Raw genomic sequence first — 16,957 nt, 5'->3', positions numbered from 1 at the left:
AATGATAAAAATCCCCAAAAACTATATATTATACTAACAGATAAATGAACAGCATATTGTCGCTATGTGTCGAATGTAGTAAAGCTATGTATAAGTATGAAGTCTTACTTCGCTTCATCTCTCAACTGTTCGACATATGATAAAATCTTAACAATAAGATATCCACCTTACTTACGAACTCTTTCTACCCATAATTATGAGTATCATAAAGTTTTAAATAAGAAAAAATTCAAATAAAATGCTAAAATTAAACAAGGCACTAGTATAAAGGTGGGAAGAACATGCATATTTCTAAACAATTTATAAAACCATTTCCTGAATATGAAGACATATTTTATGATGATTTGGAACAACATAAAAAGCACTTTTTACCCATTTGTTCTATAAACTTACAATGTATTGAACCGGAATTGGACGAATGGTTACATATTGTGTCAGCAAAAGAAATCCATGATGGTTGCGTGGGTGATTTCACCAAACCATTTCACACAAATTTTACGAAAGCAGATACATTAGGATTCGATGTCATTAATGGAAAATATAAATTTGAAGCGGATTGGAATTATTTCGAAATCGAACAAAATAATTCTGACATAATAGTACAAGCCTACGAGAGTAATGAAAGAAATTATCAAATCCGTAAAGAGTATTTTCAACGTAATCAAAAAATTTATCCTTATTCTAGCTTTGGAAAAGAAATAACATCTGTAGAAGTATTGGAACAAGAGTTTGCTGAAAAACAAACAAATGGCTGGGGATTAAATTATCCCGTGGTAAATGGTATCCTAGATGATGTTCGTTTTATGACAGAAGAAGGTGAAGAATTATTAGAAGACTGCGTTAACGAAGACGAAATTTTTGACTTTACGAATCTTCTATATGTACCAAAAGATGAACATGGACATCCCTTTACATATGTTGGATTTGTTACAGGATATTATTTTCAAGCTTATGGTGCCGATCGTATTTACTTATTCTTTAATAAAGAATTAAGAAAAGCAGTAATTTGTTTTGAATATACATAAGATAATTAAGAAAAGTCCATTTTGAACATTATTACTTGAATCAAAATGGATTTTTTATAAATAATTTATTTATATTTCAATTCCGCATCTACTGTGAAATGTGTAAAACCTCATATATTGTAATATCCTCTCTCTCTTCAATTTCAGGCTTTACTTCATAAAATTCCAACTGACTATATCCCCACTTATCTGGGTTATACACTATTACATTCCCTTTACAATTTTCTGTATTCTGGACATTCTTATTAAAAATGTTACATTGAGCTTCAACCAATGAATTCTTTTGAGAAATACTCCCCATGTATTCAACAACATACTTACATTTCTTAAAATCATCACTTAAATTAACAACTAATGGAACACCTATATTTATTTGTTGCCATCCAAAAGATTGTAAAATATTATCGTAATACCCTTCAAAAATAAATTTGTTCATTCCTTCATGGCCATTCCAAATATATAAAGGTGCATAACAGTTATAGAAATTCCCGTCCTTACCTGCCTCAGTAATTAAATATGCTTTGAAATTCAATTCTTGAAAACCATCCGTTTTATGCCCATTATCCTTTACCCTTTTTTTTATTATCTCCATGTCATAATCCTTTGGTAAAATGACCTTATATTGCATTCCAATCATGTTTATCACTCACTTTCTATCTTATATACAAAATGATAAACCGATAATTGACTAACGTAAAATAGGTATAAATTATGTTTGATATCATTTATAATGATACCGTATAAGGGGCTGTGATACATGGAAATAAATGATCTTATTATATTCAAAACTGTAGCTAGTGAAGGTTCTATTAGTAAAGCTGCTAAAGAGTTAGGATATGTTCAGCCAAACGTAACTGAACGAATCAAAAAATTAGAACAAGAATTAGAAACTCCTTTACTACATAGAGATAATAAAGGCGTTTCCTTATTACCTTCTGGTGACATTTTATTAGACTACACGAATCAAATATTAACTTTAGTAGAAGAAGCGAAAGATAAAATTAAAACGAGTGGTTCTTCTTATATCATCGCGACGTCACAATCTATTTTGACTAATTATGTAAGTAAGCGTATTAAAGAAAATTTCAGGAATTATCAAATATATGTAGAAAATAGTAGTCATTTGCATAAATTACTGCAACAACAAAAAGTTGATATGGTCATTACTTACGAGGATGATCCCGAAGCAGCTTTTAAAAAAGTATTTACTACTTCCATTTCTGTAGGCTTATTAAAAGCGAAAGAAACACGAACCATTGACTATTCGCAGGAACTCTTCTTCGTTAGTAATGACAAAAAATGTCCCTTTAGAAATAAGACGATACAATTTCTAACAGAAAATAATTTATCTCAGTGTCAACTTCAACAATTAGATTCTTATTCGCTTATGAAAGAGTTTATTCAGGACGGAAAAGGAATAGCCTTTTTACCGATTAAAAATGATAACTTAGTGCCCATTGAAGATGTTCCAATTGAGAAATTAGCTGTTCATTTTTTTACGAACCAACACTCTTTAAAGCAAATTCCTGATGAACTATTTGATTAGTATAATAGCTATAAACTAAGTAATTACACCCACCCATAAAAATCCCTCCTTTACGAATCTAAAAGAGGGATTTTCATATTCTATACAATTGATTTTTCACACATTTTGCTCCACTTCTGCACTTTTCTCCTTCTTATTCCGTTTCATATTCTTCAAACTCTTTACCGTTCCAACTAATCCTTTCGGGAAAACTAGCAATACGATAATGTACAATAACCCAAGAATAATCGTCCATCGTTCAAAAATCGGATACGCTGTAGCTAGTTCTGATAAATAGTATTTCAGTGATTCAATAATTCCTGCTCCAGCAATTGCTCCAATTAGCGTTCCAACGCCTCCAATCATCGTCATCAATAATGCATTTAATGTCATTTCAATTGAAAATACAGTCGTATTAACAAAGCGGAGTGTGATAACAAATAAACCACCACTAATCGCAGCTACTACTCCTGCCACAATACTAGCAATAATTTTATAATGAAGAACTTTATATCCTAATGCTTCAACACGTTGTTCATTTTGTGAAATTGCCTTTAATACTTTTCCGATAGAAGATTTAGTAAAAAGACGTAACAGAATAAAAATAACAATTAAACATATAAGTGTTACATAATAAAAGGTAAAACGATCACGGAATATATCTGGTACACCAAATGTAAAACCATCCCCTCCGTGAGTGAGCCCACGCCATTTTTCAGCAAGTACGAAAAATAACTGTGAAATAGCAAGTGTTAACATTGCATAAAAATGACTTTTCAGCCGCAAAGAAAGCAAACCGATTATATAACTAACAATTGCTGAAATAATAATTGCAGCTACTATCCCTATTAAAAAGTTCGTTATGGATACTCCTTGCCGATCAAATAAAAGCGCTACCCCATATGCTCCTATTCCAAAGAACATACAATGGCCGAATGATACAATTCCGGTATACCCAAGCAATACATCAAAACTCATTGCAAAAATAGCAAAGATGAAGATTTGAGTGAACAAAATTAACAAGCTCCGTGAATCATTTACGAATGGAAATACGCTTAAACAAATGAGCATACATACTCCGAAGTATACTTTAATTCGATTTGAAGTGCTGTTCACCATTTCACCCCTTTTCACTAACAAGTCCATTTGGCTTCACTATTAAGAAAAATAGTAACATTAACATATTGATTGCAAGTGATAAATCCGGTATAAAATACGCTGTAAAAGCACCAGCTAATCCTACAATTAAAGAAGCGATTGCTGAACCTTGTACGCTTCCTAATCCTCCAATGATTACTACTATAAAAGCTAAAATCGCATACTGCATACCCATCTCGGCAAAAATAACGCCTGAATAAGGTGCTAATAGAAATCCTCCTAACGCTGCCATCCCTGCTCCTAATAAAAAAACGAAAGAAAATATCGCTTTTACGTTAATACCGAGCGCTTGAACCATCTCTTTATCCATTACACCTGCGCGAATCATTAGACCTATCTTTGTTTTTTTCAGCAATAATAGTAAGGCAATGTAAATGATTATCCCAAGTAAAATAACGAATAGACGATATTTAATTAATATAATACCTTCAAATGTATAACTACCTTGTAACCATAACGGTAATTTAGCACCAATTGGATTTGGCCCCCAAAATACTTTAATACATTCACTAAGTACAAGCATTCCTCCAAGCGTCACAAGAAGCTGGCGAACATGATTTCCATATACCGGTCTAATAAGGAATCTTTCTAAAATGAAGCCAAGAAACATCCCCATAGCAATTGCTCCAATTAACGCTAATACATAACTACCTGTCATATTAAATAGCCAAACACCTGTAAACGCTCCCCAGGCAAATAAACCACCATGTGCGAAGTTTAGAACGCTCATTAAACCGAAAATCAGTGAAAGACCTGATGCTAATAAAAAAATGAGCATCCCTGTTGAAATCCCATTTACAAATAAATTGATTAACACATCCATCCTTCTCACCTCGGATTCATGTTAAGAGATTCCTAAATATTTGTGACACATTTCCTTATCCTCTTTTAATTCATGCATAAAACCGTTATGAACAATTTTTCCGTTATCCATAATATAAAAGTAATCACCAATTTGACTAGCCATCATAAAGTTTTGTTCAACCAGTAAAACTGTTGTTTTCTCCTTCATTTTCAAAATGGCTATCATTAATTTTTCTATCATAATAGGGGACAAGCCTTTACTCGGCTCATCAATAAGTAATAAACCATCACTATTAATAAATGCTCTTGAAATTGCTAGCATTTGCTTTTGTCCTCCGCTTAATAGTCCGCTTTTTTTGTGCCAAAACTGCTTTAAATCTGGAAATAGTTCAAGCATCCATTCAATTTTCTCTTCCGCTTCTTCTCCCTTACCTCTAGCAAGAGCGAATGTTTCTTCTACTGTCAGGTCGTGAAAAATACCTTGATTTTCTGGTACATACCCTATTCCTTTCCTTGAAATTAAATGTGTAGATAATCCATTTACTTGTGTACTATCATAATAAATTTCACCATGTGCGATATCGTGAAAACCCATAACCGAACGTAATGTCGTAGTCTTCCCTGCCCCATTTCTTCCAAACAGTACAGTAATCGTTCCTTTCTCAACAGCAAGAGATACCCCTTGTAAAATATGAAACTGATCTAAATACGTCTCTATATTATTCACTTGTAATAGTGCCACTATATAATCCCCCTAAATAAGCACTTTGTACACGCTCATCTTTCATAATTTCTTCAGGCAAACCTTCAGCTAATAACTCTCCATGAAATAAAACGATAAGATGGTCTGACAAACCTAGTACCATATCCATTTTGTGTTCAATCAGTACAATTGTACTCTCTGGATGTTTCTTAATATTTTCAATCACTTGTAAAATTGCTGGTACCTCCTCGACTGATATACCTGCCGTCGGCTCATCAAGTAGTAACACATCCGTTTTTAAAGCCAATAACATCGCAAGCTCTAACTTTCGTTTTTCTCCATGCGCTAAATCTTTCGCTAATACATGTTCTTTCTCCTGAAGTAATACCGTTTTTAAGAACCGTCTCGCCTCTCCCACTTGTTGTTTAAATTTTGCCGAAATCGGAAAAAAACTATAGTAATCTTGAACAAATGATTGAACACTTAAACGAACATTTTCAAGTACCGTTAACTCCGGGAATATATTTGTAAGTTGAAAAGAACGACCAATTCCTAATCGAGTTCGATCCGAAATTGATAATTTTGTAATCTCTTGTCCTTTAAAATATACTTCACCCTTCGTTGGAGAAATTTGTCCACTAAGTAAATTAAATAACGTTGTCTTTCCTGCACCGTTTGGTCCAATAATAGAAATGAGCTTTCCTTTTTGTACTGTTAAATTCACATCCTTAATAACATGATGTTCACCAAAAGATACGCTAAGATTTTTCGTTTCAAGCAAGTGTGTCACGAAATCCCTCCCTTTAAAGCTTTCAGTGTGAAAGAAATACGTATAAAGAGGGTATTCCCTCTTTATACAGAAACAACAGAAAATTCAGTCTATTTATTCTGAACTGGTGGTTCTGTCTCTTTCATCGTTAATTCTCGCTCTAATACTGGCACCGGATAGTCAACACCATCTTGCTTTTTCAATGTGATAGAATACAGTGTCTGCATCGCTTGGTGATCCTTTTCCCTAAATTTCATCTTTCCTTTCGGTGTATCAAATTCCATTCCTTCCATTTTCTTAATCAACGTATCTACATCTGTATCCCCTTTTGTTTTCTTTAAAGCTTCTACAATAGAAATTGCCGCTGACATTCCACCTGCTGTAAATAAATCTGGCACCGCACCATTAAATCGTTTTTTATGTTCTTCCACTAACCAATCATTCACCTTATTTTTCGGTAGTGTATGATAATATACCGAAAAACCCTGCATTCCTACTAACGCATCCATCGTTTTTAATGCCGGAATATCTGGTGCACCGGTAGAAATTTTAATACCTTGCGCTTCCACATTCATATCCTTCAACTGTTTCCAAGGGGAATTTGCCCCAGCCCAAACGATAAATAAATAATCTGGTTTTGAGCTAATGATATTTTGAATATTTGCAGTGAAGTCAGTCGAATTTGTATCAGCATATTGCTCGTTTACAATATTCGCACCTAATTTCTTCGCTCCAGCTTTAAACGCCGCAATCCCCTCACGGCCAAATGCATTATCCGGGGCAAACGTCGCAATCTTTACATCTTTTTTTGCGATTGCCGATGCTCCTGCAATCGCATCTTGCGAAGAACTTCTTCCTGTTCTAAAAATATATTTATTCCAGTTCTTCCCGGTAATACTATCAGCAACTGCCGGTTCAACAACCATAATTTTTTCATATTCTTCCGCTAGTGGTAATACGGCTAACGTATCACTTGAACTAGACGAACCGACTAAAAAATCAACTTTCTCTTCTTCTAATAACTTCGTAGCTTTTTTAACTGCTACATCTGCTTTCGTTTCCGTATCTTCTACAACAAACTTAATCTTCTTCCCTTCCACTTTCCCTGTTCCAGCCGTTGCATAGTCTAAGCCTAATTCAAATCCGTTCATTGTTTGTTTTCCATACGATTCTAATGGACCTGTTAATGATGCAAGAACCCCTACCTTAATCGTCTTTTCATCCTCTGTACTTGTTTTCTTTCCTGAACAAGCTGCCGTTATTAATAACGAACCTAACACACAACCAGTAAACATCATCTTTAGCCACTTACGTTTTTTCATCGACATTGTGATCCTCCCCATACTTTTCTTTCTGATAGAATCAAACACGCCAAAGTCCCCTGCCCGTAATCATGACTAACTATAAGATAGGTAACGGAAAACTCTTGTAGTATCCTCTACATTCGGCACAAATCTATAATCACCTTCCTAGTAAATGGAAACGGACATACAATCAATATATATTCTGCTTCCTAATTGAAAATACTGTTTCGTCACAGTATTAATCACAAAAAAGCTACAATAATTAACTTAAGTTATTAAGTCAATTATTGCAGCCTATCTAAAAAATACTTAATTATTTTCTACTTTCTCTAACCCTTCAGCCAATTGTTTCTTATCTAGCCCTTCCCCTATTACTACCAAGTTCGTCGGGAAACCGAAGTCTTGTTCCAGTAAAGTCGGTACCCCAAACGAATATTGGAATAGGTGCGGGTATTTATCTCCATGGAATTTCACAAATCCTTTTACGCGATAAATACTATCTGGTAAATTCGAAAGCCATTCATATAATTTGTCTTGATCAATCGATTTCGTAAATTGATATGTCATCGTTTGTATATGTAAATGCTGTTTGACATGTAGTGTCTCATGTTCCCCATCATTCGTAAATTCAGCTTCTTCTATATCTTCTAAAGATATATTACAATATTTTGTTTCAAACAATTTCGCATGATTATTGATTGTATTCACTTCTTCAATTACTTTGTTCTTATCCGAATCTGGGAGTAAATCTGATTTGTTAATTAAAATATGGCTACCAAACTTCAGTTGCTCATGCAATAATTGCTGAACGTTTGCACTTAATACACTTCGATTTAACCATCTTACTGCATCTAGTACGACTACAATTGATTTCACTTCTAAGAAAGGTGCTAAAATTGGTGATACACATGCATCTAACACTTCAATTGGATGCGCCACACCTGTCGTTTCTATATAAATGACATCTGGTTTTTCTTGCTGATATAACGAATGCAACTGTATTTCAAGCTCTTCTTTTAGCGTACAGCAAATACATCCTTTCAGAAGTTCTCTTAAAACATTCTCTTTTCCAATAATATCTGTATCTACTGAGTACTCACCAATCTCATTCATCAACACTGCAACTTTTCTATTCTTCTTTTTCTCCGCTAACAATAAATTTTGTAATAATGTTGATTTTCCGCTACCTAAAAAACCACCTAATATATGAATTTCTACTTTATTCATTTGATCGACCATCCATTTCTTTACTTCAAATGTATTCAAAGCGTAATAATTACGATTTATATTAATTATTCTATTAAAAGAATTGTGATTTGTAAATATATCTTCACTGTTCATTTACCTCATATGCAACTCGAATTCCAGATTCTATTGCTCCTTGCATCCATCCATGCGTTAATGTCGTATGCTCTCCTGCAAAGTGTACTTTTCCAGATGGTGGTGTAATATACGGAAATAACTCGAGCTCTTGCCCCGGTTCGAAAGCTGTAAATGCGCCGCAAGAATACGGATTTTGACTCCAGCTAAAAGATGTTCCAGTAACAAACTCACTATAAACGATGTCACCGTATATTTCCGCTAAATTTTTTAATGCGTAACGAATACGATCTCTGTGCGAGAGACTATCCCATGTTAATGCCTCATCTGCCCACGTATAACTCGCTAAAACGATGGCTGCCCCTGGTGTATGAATGCCACAACTAGGATAATATGTAAATCGGATAGGTAAATCTGTAATAGATTTACCTCCACACTGTCCCGCCTTCTCCCAAAATCGACTTTTAAACTCTATCGCAATTTTAGTTGCAGCAATATAATTCAACTCACGAATTGCTCGTCTTTTAAAATAAGAGAATAAATGATATGGCTGAACTTCTATAAATCGTAACGCTGAAAATGGAATTGTAATAATAGCAATATCATTTGTTATTGTAAATTGTTCTAACGTTTGCTCACGGTTTCCTTGAAGCATTACTTTATCATCTTCCTGTATAATTTTCTCTACTTTATACGACATAAAAATATTATCCTTTAACTCCGGTAAAAATGAATTTGGTAATGCATCCATTCCGCCCGTTATCTCATAATATTTTGTCGTTGAAGTAAAAAAAATCATTTCACGTAATACTTCAATTAAAGACATTCCCATATATGCTTCCATATCAAGAAGTACACCGATCATATCGATTGCTCCATCTGAATAATACTCCATTAAAAAGGAACCAAGCGAATACGTGTTATACTTTTTTTCAACGATAAGCCAGTTTTTATTAGGGTCTTTTTTTATAAAATTTAGTATGGGTTCTAATACTACTAACATTAACTCTTCTGCCGTTTTTCCTTTTTCATTCTCTAAAATGGGGTATCCAAGTATACTTGGATTTTTTTCAAACAAGCTCAATCTCGTTTTAATATTATTCGTATAAATAATATCTGATGTGGTTTTATTTATAAAAAGATTTAACGGTAATTTAAATTTGCGAATGTACGCTAAAGTTAACTCGTGTGTTTCAGGAATTCGCATCGGCCCTGCATTAAAATATAAACCTCTACTAAACGGTTCTCGAATCGTATATATTCTTCCACCTATTCGGTTATTCGCTTCTAAAATTGTTATGTTATGCCCTGCTTCTTTCAATAACGATGCTGCAACTAACCCTGAAATCCCTGCACCAACAATAATAATTTGCTTTGGGTTATTCGTTTTAACGAGCCCTACATTAATAATATGAAGCATTCTTTCCGTCGTTAATGGCTGCATCATACCCTTTTCCCCTTCAACAAAGGATTTTATTGCATTATATTCGGTTAACTTGATTCCTATGTTTCATGCAAGAAATTGCACGGATACATTTTCAATTACTTGAATATCTTTTATAAAATGTAATAAACTAGATATGAATCTATAGAAGTAAGACGTATTATCTTACATAATAAAATCAATGAAATTGCGAGGAATTTTGAAATGAAAAAAGGTATTAACCGAGTTGTATTAGTAGGAACAGGGGCGGTTGGATGTAGTTACGCTTACTGCATGATTAACCAAGCTGTAGCTGAAGAGTTTGTTTTAGTTGATGTAAACGAGGCAAAAGCTGAAGGAGAGGCAATGGATTTAAGTCATGCTGTTCCTTTTGCACCAGCTCCAACTAGAGTATGGAAAGGGAGCTATGAAGATTGTAAAGATGCGGATCTTGTAGTCATTACGGCTGGATTACCACAAAAACCAGGCGAAACACGTTTAGATTTAGTTGAGAAAAACGCAAAAATCTTTAAACAAATCGTTCGCAGTATTATGGATAGCGGGTTTGATGGTATCTTCTTAATCGCAACTAACCCTGTCGATATTTTAACTTACGTAACTTGGAAAGAATCTGGTTTACCAAAAGAACGCGTAATTGGTTCTGGTACAACGCTTGATTCCGCTCGTTTCCGTTATATGTTAGGTGAGTACTTCAATATTGGTCCACACAACATTCATGCTTATATTATCGGAGAACATGGTGATACGGAACTTCCTGTTTGGAGTCACGTATCAGTTGGTATTCAAAAACTACAAACACTTCTTGATAAAGACAACACATACACACAAGAAGATTTAGACAAAATCTTCATAAACGTTCGTGATGCAGCTTACCATATTATTGAGCGAAAAGGTGCAACTTACTATGGTATTGGTATGTCACTTCTACGTGTTACTAAGGCCATTTTAAACGACGAAAATAGCGTATTAACAGTATCAGCTTACTTAGAAGGTCAATACGGTCAAAAAGATGTTTATATCGGCGTACCTGCTGTTTTAAATCGCAGCGGTGTTCGTGAAATTTTAGAAGTGGAATTAAGTGAAGAAGAAGAATTAAAATTCGATCACTCTGTTCAAGTATTGAAAGAAACAATGGCTCCAGTTCTTTAATATGTATAGTAAAAAGCAATCCAATTTATTTCGGATTGCTTTTTTTGTTTATTTTCTATTTTTTAATCGTTTTCTCATTATTTACATTAAGTACATCTAATAAGAAGATGAAGATTGGTATCCCGATAATAAGCCCCCATATTCCAAGAAAATGCTCTGAAAAGATGAGAATCATAAATGTATAAAAGATTGGTAAATTCGTTTTCGCAGACATGAACTTCGGGTTTAAAAAATAACTTTCAAGAGCATGGATTACTGTAATGAACACAAGTATGTATACAACGTACATAACTCCTCCTATGTTATAAGCAATAATACAAAGTGGAAACAAGGAAATGATTACACCGGCAACAGGAATCAATCCTAGTAAGAAAATCATGACAGCCAATACGAGAAGCTGCGGAAATCCTAAGACGATTAATGCAATTACAGTGAGTACACAATTGACAACCGCAATTAAAAACTGTGCTTCAATTACTTTACCGAACGATCTTGCAAATCTTTCACCAAAATATGCAATCTCCTCATAAAAAATCTTCAGACTACTATCTTTAAATTTAGAAGTAAATGTAATAATACGCTCTTTTTCTAATAAGAAAAATAAGCTTAATATGAGAGACAATAATATTTGTAAACTTACCTTCCCTATATTTGCAATCGATTGATATATGACATCTACACCTTGTTCTATATATTTTGATACTTCCATCCCATTAATTGTCGAAAGTGCATATTTAATGATCTCATTATCAGGTGGATTTTGAAAAAACAACCTAAACTGATAAATCAATTGGGAAATTTGTATCGTAAGCACAGGTAAATATTTATATAATGTTGTGCCGATAAAAGTAACTAATATTATATACAAACATGCGATAACAATTTTCCGATTCACTTTGAATTTCTTTGAAATAAAACGTTGAAATCGATCCATTAAAAATGTCAGTATGAACGTAATTAATATTAAATTAATCATACTTTTTAATCCATATAAGACAAGCGCTACTATTATTAAAACGAGAAACCGTTGGAACCCTCTACTTCGAAAGAAATTTTTTACTTCATTCATTAAGATTTAACCTCCCCCTTCAATGGATGGAAATTGAATATATTACATTTTATGAACCTCTATAGACAATCTTTCTTACTAATTGAGAAGAATCCTTTTTTCTTTTCATATTGTTAGATTCTTTTCATTCCAGCCTACCAACATATTTCAGTGAAACTCTTTTTTCGTTTACTCTTTTACAGTTTTGGTGATCTTCTATTTTTAGACTGCTGCTCATACGCATATCCAATATTGAACAGTTCCTTTTCCCCAAATTGCTTCCCGACAAACACCGCACCTACCGGCTCTCCATTGTTATCATATCCTGCTGGCACTGCTAACTCTGGATACCCAGCTACAGCTGATAGAAGAACTTCAGAGTTGTTAATCATAACTAAAGCATCCAAACCTTTTTCTACTAAATACCTATCTAGCTCTTTTCTTGCATTTTCTTGACTCGTTTGCACTATTTTTTCTAATTCATCTTTCGTTATAGCAGATTTTTCAGATCCCTCAATTAATGTTTGTCCGTATTTTATTCGTCTATTACTATCCTTTTTATTAAAAGCTATAATCTCTTCTAACGATTTTACCGGTATATTTTTTTGCTGTGAAAGATACTCGTTAACATTATGTTTGAACTCATATTCTAATGTTTGTAGATTATCTACTCCCTCATCGTTTAACTGAATATCATCAGTCAATATCGCACCTGCATCTTGAAGGTCTTTTCTAATCTTTTCTGCTACTTCTTTTCTATTTTTATCTTGTCGATCTATTGAAAAAAGAACTCCTATTTTTTTCCCTTTCAATCCGTCTATTGATAAATCCTTCGCATAATCAACTCTTTCTTTGTCTTTCATTTTTTCTGTCATAGTATCTTTTTCATCATAACTTACCATTGCGTTAAATAAAGTTGCCGCATCCCTTACCGTTCTTGCCATCGGTCCTGCAGTATCAAGTGTTTCAGCTAACGGAATTATGCCTGATCTACTCACCATACCTAGTGATGGGCGTAGCCCAACTACTGATTGCTGCGTCGCTGGCGCTACAATTGATCCAGTCGTTTCCGTCCCGATTGCAAGTGACGCAAAATCAGCCGCAACTACTGTAGCAGATCCAGAACTTGATCCCGACGCATCAAACGTAATCGGACCGTATGGATTCAAATTTTGTCCTTTTTTCCCGCTATATCCGCTAGGCATTGTAAAGGATAAATAATTTGCCCACTCAGACATATTCGCTTTTCCTAAAACAAAAGCACCTTCTTCTTTCAACTTCTTCACTACCGTCGCATCTTCATCTGCAATCCAATCTTTTAACACATAAGTTCCCGCGCTTGTAGGCATCACCTTTTCCGTTTGTACATTATCTTTTACGATAACTGGCATGCCGTATAAGTTCGATTTCTTATTGAAAGATCTCTCTTTATCTAACTTTCGCGCTTCCTCCATTGCATTTGGATTAATTTCTGTAACAGCATTTAATGATATTCCATTTTGGTCATGCTCTTGTATTCTAAAAAGATAAATACTCGTTAATTCTTCATATGATAATTTCCCATCATCAATCATTTTTTGAAGCTCATCTACAGTCGCATTTACAACCTCTTTTTCTTTTATCTTTCCATTATCTATGTCGATCCCTTTCAGCTGATTATGTATCGGTTTTAACACTCTATCTTTATCATATACGATTCTCTCAGGTTCCTTTGGAAAATAGTTTTTATACACGTAATATCCTCCGGCACATGCCAATAAAACAATACCTCCAGCGATCGACAACGTTATCTTTACCCACTTTTTCATGTTGTTTCCTCCACTCTAAAAGTTGCTCAATTGTATTGAAAAAGAGAGTTACCCTTGTAACCCTCTCTTATTAAAATGCTAAATGAAAAAATGAAGAATTTCAATTTAATTCATTCTTTTTTTGTATTTGCTTCGCTAATAACTCCTTCACTTGATTATACGTTAGTCCTGAATCTCTATTTAAACGTTTTACTTCCTCAACATCAGTACCTACCACTGTATATTTTTTCTCATCATTCATTTTTCCACTTCCCTTTCTACTGCATTATTTCTAATATTTTTTCCCTAAACCCTTATAAATTAATACAAATAAGGAAACTGCCCGAAATTCAACACCTAAGGGCAATTACGTAAGAGGAAACGATAAAGAAATGTCGAATGTATATACTTGTTGAATTTAAGGGCTTGGAGGGAACATTTTGAAAACATATGAGTTTAAACATAACACTCCAACATTAGAAGAGTACAAATATTTGTGTGATTCTGTTGGATGGACTTATTATATAAATTTTGATGTAGCAAATATTTCACTGAAGAATTCTATTCACTGCATCACAGTGAAAGATGATGAACAAATAATCGGTATGGGGCGAATTGTTGGTGATGGATCTATCTATTTCTATATTCAAGATATAGTAGTTCATCCGAATTATCAGAAACATGGTATTGGGAAAGAAATCATGCATCGTTTAGTTTCATACTTACATGAGAATGCCCCTGATAAGGCGTTTGTCGGTTTGTTTGCATCAGAAGGTAAAAAATCGTTCTATGAGAAATTTGATTTTAAGGATTACTCACCAAACATGACGGGGATGTTTACTGTCATTTCAAGAACATAATAGATTTTTAATTGTAAGGAAAGACTTCGATTCCTATGTAGGTAATTGCGCTTGCAATAAGAGTTTAACATTACATACGAAAGGAGAGTACATTTATGGATAATATGTACTCTCCTTTTATTTCACTCTTTATATATTAAATTTCTTAATAAAATTTCACTACATCTTCAGTAGGTAAAAATGTTCTTTCTCCTGGTTGTTCATTTGGCTCACCAAATGGCATTTGTCCTACTAAGTTCCACTCTGCTGGAATGTTCCAAGTTTCTTTCACTTCAGCATCTACGATTGGATTGTAGTGTTGCAGAGATGCGCCAATTCCTTCAGCTGATAATAACATCCATACTGTATGTTGTAACATTGCATTTCCTTGATGAGACCAGAATGGGAACTGATCTTTATATAATGGTGCATTTTCTTGCATTTTTTCTACTGTCGCTTGATCTTCAAAGAATAACACAGTCCCAACACCTGCATGGAAACCTTTTAATCTTTCTACAGTCGCTTCAAAGTTTTCTGCTGGTACGCGGGCTCTTAGTGTTTCTTTAACAATATCCCAAAACTTTTCATGCTCTCCATCCATTAATACAACCATTCGGCCACTTTGCATATTGAAAGATGTTGGTGCGTGTAAAGCTGTTTTTAAAACTTCTTCAATTCTTTCTTTCGTAATTGCATCGTTTTTTGTTACTTTACGAATGGAACGACGGTTCACGATTGCTTCTTTTAAGTTTGTTGTAGTTGCTGACATGTTAATTCCTCCAAATATTTGTTTTATAATTTATTTTGTTATTTCATAACAAGCGAATTAGCAATATCCATCTGTATTACACTGCATACCTTCAAATGAATTTGTTTTTTCCTTTTCAATTTCTTTATCAATTACTCTTTGTAGCCTTTCTTTACTAGCAAGTCCTTGAATGACTTCATCTCCAATCATGACAGTTGGAACAGCCATAATATTCGCTTCATCATATGCGTGCTGAATTGCTTCTTCATGTTTTTCTTTATATTTACGAGTTACTAAAGCATCTTTAAATTCGGCTTCAGGAAGACCTACTTCTACTGCTAATTTTGTTAAAACATCAATATCTTCAATGTTTTGCTCTTCTTGGAAAAATGCTGTGAATACGCGGTGATGATACTCATTTCCAAGTCCACGTTCTTTCGCAAATTGACATCCTTCAAAAGCTAAATGTGTATATGGATGCGGAGAAACACGCGGCAAACGCATATCGATTCCTAACTTCTTCGCAGTTGGAAGAATGAAAGCATCCCATGAACCTAATTTTTCTGGCTCATTCCATGGATCTATTTTTGAATATGGACTTGGACGTAATTCAAATGGCATCCATTCAATTTCTACATCTTTCTCTTTCGCTACTTCATCTAATGGACCTTTTGCTAAAAAACAAAATGGACATATAAAATCTGAGTATACTTTCATTTTTACAGTCATAACTTTTACACCTTACCTTCATAGTTGTAATCAAAACAGTTACATTAATAATAAAAAAAATATAAATATGATTTAAGCATTCATTTTTTCTTGCAAAGTTTCAAACAACTGCCCCATCGTAATATTTCTTAAAATTTCTTCCATCGCGGATTGCGCTTGTATTAATATAACTTCTAACACCGCTTGAATATTTGCTCCAATTGGACAATCTGGATTTGGTTGCTCGTGAATATGAAATAATTTATCCTCTTCCACTACATTCACTGCATGATACACATCTAACAATGTGATTTCATGTAAATTCTTTAATAATCCCGCACCACCTGGACCGCGGTTTACATATACAAAACCCGCTTGTTTCAAGTACGACATGATTTTGCGAATGACTACTGGATTTGTGTTTACACTTTCAGCCATATAGTCTGAAGTACAAAGTGAAGATGGATTATTTTTCAAAATAGATAAAATATGAACAGCTATAGAAAAGCGGCTACTAATTTTCATCGTGATCATCACCTCGATGTAATCATTATAGTTACAACAGAAAGATAAGTCAATCCTTTTCATAAATTTTTTATAAGCAAATTAAAAAGTGTCCCATTAAG

General features: G+C 33.9%; 18 protein-coding genes. 4 read left to right on the top strand and 14 right to left on the bottom strand.

Annotated elements, in window-relative coordinates; all coding sequences use genetic code 11:
* Positions 1 to 281 precede the first annotated feature (281 nt).
* Positions 282 to 1,025, top strand: a complete 744-nt coding sequence (locus tag FS742_RS02110) for a siderophore biosynthesis protein (RefSeq protein WP_144611005.1) — start codon at positions 282 to 284, stop codon at positions 1,023 to 1,025.
* An 88-nt stretch (positions 1,026 to 1,113) separates the two neighbouring features.
* Here the strand turns inward: FS742_RS02110 and FS742_RS02105 are convergent, their stop codons facing one another.
* A complete protein-coding gene (locus FS742_RS02105; protein ID WP_144611004.1) occupies positions 1,114 to 1,662 on the bottom strand; it encodes a DUF4865 family protein in 549 nt (182 codons plus the stop codon).
* A 120-nt stretch (positions 1,663 to 1,782) separates the two neighbouring features.
* On the opposite strand from FS742_RS02105, the gene FS742_RS02100 reads away from it, so the two are divergent.
* Entirely contained in the window at positions 1,783 to 2,571 is a 789-nt protein-coding gene (locus FS742_RS02100) for a LysR family transcriptional regulator (RefSeq protein ID WP_144611003.1), read from the top strand.
* Between the two features lie 96 nt (positions 2,572 to 2,667).
* Here the strand turns inward: FS742_RS02100 and FS742_RS02095 are convergent, their stop codons facing one another.
* The 7 genes from FS742_RS02095 to FS742_RS02065 all read right to left on the bottom strand — a co-directional run bounded on the left by FS742_RS02095 (position 2,668) and on the right by FS742_RS02065 (position 10,055).
* Positions 2,668 to 3,621: a branched-chain amino acid ABC transporter permease gene (locus FS742_RS02095; protein ID WP_144612045.1), complete on the bottom strand. Its 954-nt coding sequence runs from the start codon at positions 3,619 to 3,621 to the stop codon at positions 2,668 to 2,670.
* Between the two features lie 49 nt (positions 3,622 to 3,670).
* Positions 3,671 to 4,531 carry a branched-chain amino acid ABC transporter permease gene (locus FS742_RS02090; RefSeq protein ID WP_144611002.1) on the bottom strand — a complete coding sequence of 287 codons (861 nt, stop codon included), beginning with the start codon at positions 4,529 to 4,531 and terminating at the stop codon, positions 3,671 to 3,673.
* A gap of 21 nt (positions 4,532 to 4,552) precedes the next feature.
* Positions 4,553 to 5,254, bottom strand: a complete 702-nt coding sequence (locus FS742_RS02085; RefSeq protein WP_144611001.1) for a branched-chain amino acid ABC transporter ATP-binding protein — start codon at positions 5,252 to 5,254, stop codon at positions 4,553 to 4,555.
* A complete protein-coding gene (locus tag FS742_RS02080) occupies positions 5,232 to 6,005 on the bottom strand; it encodes an ABC transporter ATP-binding protein (RefSeq protein WP_144611000.1) in 774 nt (257 codons plus the stop codon). Before FS742_RS02080 ends, FS742_RS02085 begins: the two co-directional genes overlap by 23 nt.
* Positions 6,006 to 6,094: 89 nt before the next feature.
* The gene (locus FS742_RS02075) at positions 6,095 to 7,312 is read right to left on the bottom strand and encodes a substrate-binding domain-containing protein (protein WP_144610999.1); all 1,218 of its coding nucleotides are present in this window, start codon (positions 7,310 to 7,312) and stop codon (positions 6,095 to 6,097) included.
* Positions 7,313 to 7,597: 285 nt separating this feature from the next.
* Complete coding sequence (locus FS742_RS02070) at positions 7,598 to 8,515, bottom strand: CobW family GTP-binding protein (RefSeq protein ID WP_186327157.1); 918 nt, start codon at positions 8,513 to 8,515, stop codon at positions 7,598 to 7,600.
* Between the two features lie 103 nt (positions 8,516 to 8,618).
* Positions 8,619 to 10,055, bottom strand: coding sequence for a flavin monoamine oxidase family protein (locus FS742_RS02065; RefSeq protein ID WP_144610998.1), 1,437 nt, complete (start codon positions 10,053 to 10,055; stop codon positions 8,619 to 8,621).
* A 201-nt stretch (positions 10,056 to 10,256) separates the two neighbouring features.
* Between FS742_RS02065 and FS742_RS02060 the strand changes: the two genes are divergently transcribed.
* Positions 10,257 to 11,201, top strand: a complete 945-nt coding sequence (locus FS742_RS02060) for an L-lactate dehydrogenase (protein ID WP_060630460.1) — start codon at positions 10,257 to 10,259, stop codon at positions 11,199 to 11,201.
* A gap of 55 nt (positions 11,202 to 11,256) precedes the next feature.
* Here FS742_RS02060 and FS742_RS02055 read toward each other — a convergent pair whose 3' ends face one another.
* The 3 genes from FS742_RS02055 to FS742_RS27415 all read right to left on the bottom strand — a co-directional run bounded on the left by FS742_RS02055 (position 11,257) and on the right by FS742_RS27415 (position 14,298).
* Entirely contained in the window at positions 11,257 to 12,270 is a 1,014-nt protein-coding gene (locus FS742_RS02055) for an AI-2E family transporter (RefSeq protein ID WP_144610997.1), read from the bottom strand.
* Between the two features lie 176 nt (positions 12,271 to 12,446).
* Positions 12,447 to 14,057, bottom strand: a complete 1,611-nt coding sequence (locus FS742_RS02050; RefSeq protein WP_144610996.1) for an amidase family protein — start codon at positions 14,055 to 14,057, stop codon at positions 12,447 to 12,449.
* A 100-nt stretch (positions 14,058 to 14,157) separates the two neighbouring features.
* Positions 14,158 to 14,298, bottom strand: a complete 141-nt coding sequence (locus FS742_RS27415; protein WP_186327132.1) for a hypothetical protein — start codon at positions 14,296 to 14,298, stop codon at positions 14,158 to 14,160.
* A 178-nt stretch (positions 14,299 to 14,476) separates the two neighbouring features.
* Between FS742_RS27415 and FS742_RS02045 the strand changes: the two genes are divergently transcribed.
* A complete protein-coding gene (locus tag FS742_RS02045) occupies positions 14,477 to 14,896 on the top strand; it encodes a GNAT family N-acetyltransferase (protein WP_144610995.1) in 420 nt (139 codons plus the stop codon).
* 145 nt (positions 14,897 to 15,041) lie between these two features.
* Here the strand turns inward: FS742_RS02045 and FS742_RS02040 are convergent, their stop codons facing one another.
* The 3 genes from FS742_RS02040 to FS742_RS02030 form a co-directional block, all read right to left on the bottom strand.
* Positions 15,042 to 15,644: a nitroreductase family protein gene (locus FS742_RS02040; protein WP_071757879.1), complete on the bottom strand. Its 603-nt coding sequence runs from the start codon at positions 15,642 to 15,644 to the stop codon at positions 15,042 to 15,044.
* Positions 15,645 to 15,701: 57 nt separating this feature from the next.
* Positions 15,702 to 16,352, bottom strand: coding sequence for a DsbA family oxidoreductase (locus FS742_RS02035; protein WP_144610994.1), 651 nt, complete (start codon positions 16,350 to 16,352; stop codon positions 15,702 to 15,704).
* 72 nt (positions 16,353 to 16,424) lie between these two features.
* Complete coding sequence (locus tag FS742_RS02030) at positions 16,425 to 16,865, bottom strand: Rrf2 family transcriptional regulator (RefSeq protein WP_186327156.1); 441 nt, start codon at positions 16,863 to 16,865, stop codon at positions 16,425 to 16,427.
* Between the last annotated feature and the right edge of the window lie 92 nt (positions 16,866 to 16,957).

Origin of the sequence: Bacillus cereus (assembly GCF_007678085.1) — a bacterium.
GTDB classification, from domain to species: domain Bacteria; phylum Bacillota; class Bacilli; order Bacillales; family Bacillaceae_G; genus Bacillus_A; species Bacillus_A cereus_BE.
The sequence above is the reverse complement of the archived record's forward strand: the minus strand, read 5'-3'. Positions and strand labels throughout refer to the sequence as shown.

What these genes read in the sequence shown, in the direction of transcription:
- FS742_RS02035 (WP_144610994.1), bottom strand. Translation starts at nt 16,352, where the DNA reads ATGACTGTAAAAATGAAAGTATACTCAGATTTTATATGTCCATTTTGT.
- FS742_RS02100 (WP_144611003.1), top strand. Translation starts at nt 1,783, where the DNA reads ATGGAAATAAATGATCTTATTATATTCAAAACTGTAGCTAGTGAAGGT.
- FS742_RS02055 (WP_144610997.1), bottom strand. Translation starts at nt 12,270, where the DNA reads ATGAATGAAGTAAAAAATTTCTTTCGAAGTAGAGGGTTCCAACGGTTT.
- FS742_RS02075 (WP_144610999.1), bottom strand. Translation starts at nt 7,312, where the DNA reads ATGTCGATGAAAAAACGTAAGTGGCTAAAGATGATGTTTACTGGTTGT.
- FS742_RS02050 (WP_144610996.1), bottom strand. Translation starts at nt 14,057, where the DNA reads ATGAAAAAGTGGGTAAAGATAACGTTGTCGATCGCTGGAGGTATTGTT.
- FS742_RS02065 (WP_144610998.1), bottom strand. Translation starts at nt 10,055, where the DNA reads ATGATGCAGCCATTAACGACGGAAAGAATGCTTCATATTATTAATGTA.
- FS742_RS02040 (WP_071757879.1), bottom strand. Translation starts at nt 15,644, where the DNA reads ATGTCAGCAACTACAACAAACTTAAAAGAAGCAATCGTGAACCGTCGT.
- FS742_RS02060 (WP_060630460.1), top strand. Translation starts at nt 10,257, where the DNA reads ATGAAAAAAGGTATTAACCGAGTTGTATTAGTAGGAACAGGGGCGGTT.
- FS742_RS02105 (WP_144611004.1), bottom strand. Translation starts at nt 1,662, where the DNA reads ATGATTGGAATGCAATATAAGGTCATTTTACCAAAGGATTATGACATG.
- FS742_RS02030 (WP_186327156.1), bottom strand. Translation starts at nt 16,865, where the DNA reads ATGATCACGATGAAAATTAGTAGCCGCTTTTCTATAGCTGTTCATATT.
- FS742_RS02090 (WP_144611002.1), bottom strand. Translation starts at nt 4,531, where the DNA reads ATGGATGTGTTAATCAATTTATTTGTAAATGGGATTTCAACAGGGATG.
- FS742_RS02070 (WP_186327157.1), bottom strand. Translation starts at nt 8,515, where the DNA reads ATGAATAAAGTAGAAATTCATATATTAGGTGGTTTTTTAGGTAGCGGA.
- FS742_RS02095 (WP_144612045.1), bottom strand. Translation starts at nt 3,621, where the DNA reads ATGCTCATTTGTTTAAGCGTATTTCCATTCGTAAATGATTCACGGAGC.
- FS742_RS02110 (WP_144611005.1), top strand. Translation starts at nt 282, where the DNA reads ATGCATATTTCTAAACAATTTATAAAACCATTTCCTGAATATGAAGAC.
- FS742_RS27415 (WP_186327132.1), bottom strand. Translation starts at nt 14,298, where the DNA reads ATGAATGATGAGAAAAAATATACAGTGGTAGGTACTGATGTTGAGGAA.